Origin of the sequence: Streptomyces caelestis (assembly GCF_001279005.1) — a bacterium.
Taxonomy (GTDB): domain Bacteria; phylum Actinomycetota; class Actinomycetes; order Streptomycetales; family Streptomycetaceae; genus Streptomyces; species Streptomyces heliomycini.
The window spans coordinates 1-1,026 of the sequence record NZ_LGCN01000193.1 but is presented as its reverse complement, the minus strand read 5'-3'; the positions used below and the strand labels follow the sequence as shown (position 1 = coordinate 1,026).

The 1,026-nt window shown below is 66.9% G+C and carries 1 pseudogene; it reads right to left on the bottom strand.

What is annotated here, in order from left to right:
- Positions 1-370: 370 nt before the first annotated feature.
- Positions 371-820 (bottom strand): annotated as a pseudogene (locus ADK41_RS16920) (transposase); the annotation flags it as partial.
- Positions 821-1,026 lie beyond the last annotated feature (206 nt).

The following is a 1,026-nucleotide window of genomic DNA, read 5'->3' as shown; positions in this document are numbered from 1 at the left end:
CGCCCGCAACCGCTCCACCGGCCCCGAACAACCTCAAGCACATCGTCGCCGCGTCCCTCATCGGCACCACCGTCGAGTGGTACGACAACTCATCCGATCAGGGCTAGGGCCTGCGGTTTTCCATGATTCCGGCCTTCGAAGCCGGCACGGAACCAGCACGGGGTCCGTGGCATGCCGACTCGGTGCCGGCCGACCTGCGTCGCAGCGCGCTCCACGGCCCCCCAACGGCCTCCGAACACGGTTGCCCAGTGTCAACAGCGGGTCTGTCCAGCGAGTGGTGTAACTCGATTGTTGGATTTCAGTGGTTGGTCATGCCGACGGTGAGCCGGCCGTCGAACGCAATGACGAAGGCGTTGAGGACGGGCTTCCACCTCCGTGTCCACGCCTCCATGATCGTGGAGATGGTCAGCTTCGACACCTCCACGCCGTAGACCTCCTGGAGACGGGCGGAGATCTCCCCGTGGGCCAGGCCCTTGGCCGACAGCGACAACACCATCTCGTCCACCCCGGTCAGACGCCGCTGCCGCTTGCGCACCAACTGCGGATCGAACGAGCCGTTGCGGTCCCTGGGCACCTTGATCTCCACCGGCCCGGCCTCGGTCGTCACCGTCTTCGCGCGATGCCCGTTGCGGTAGTTCCCGCTGCGGCCCTCGTCGGCCCGCTCCCCGCTCTCCCGCCCAAGGTGATCGGTGAGCTCACCCTCCAGAGCTCCCTCGACCACGAGCTTCGTCAACTGCGCCAGCAGGCCGCCTTCACCGGTCATCCGGATCCCGTCGGCCTTCGCCTGGGCCACCAGCCCACCCACGAGAGCCCGGTCCAGCTCTGGCTCAACGGCCTCGGCCGCCGACTCACTCGAACGCGCATTCTACTTCATGATGTTCCTCCCCGGGGGATTCACCAGCCTTAACTGTGCCCTCTCATGACATCGGTTCCTCGCTGTCAGGCTTGGCGGGCGTGGGACGCGAGGCGATCGGCGAGCGCGGTGACGAGGTCGCGCAGTTCGTCGGGGCGCTCGATGACGAACGG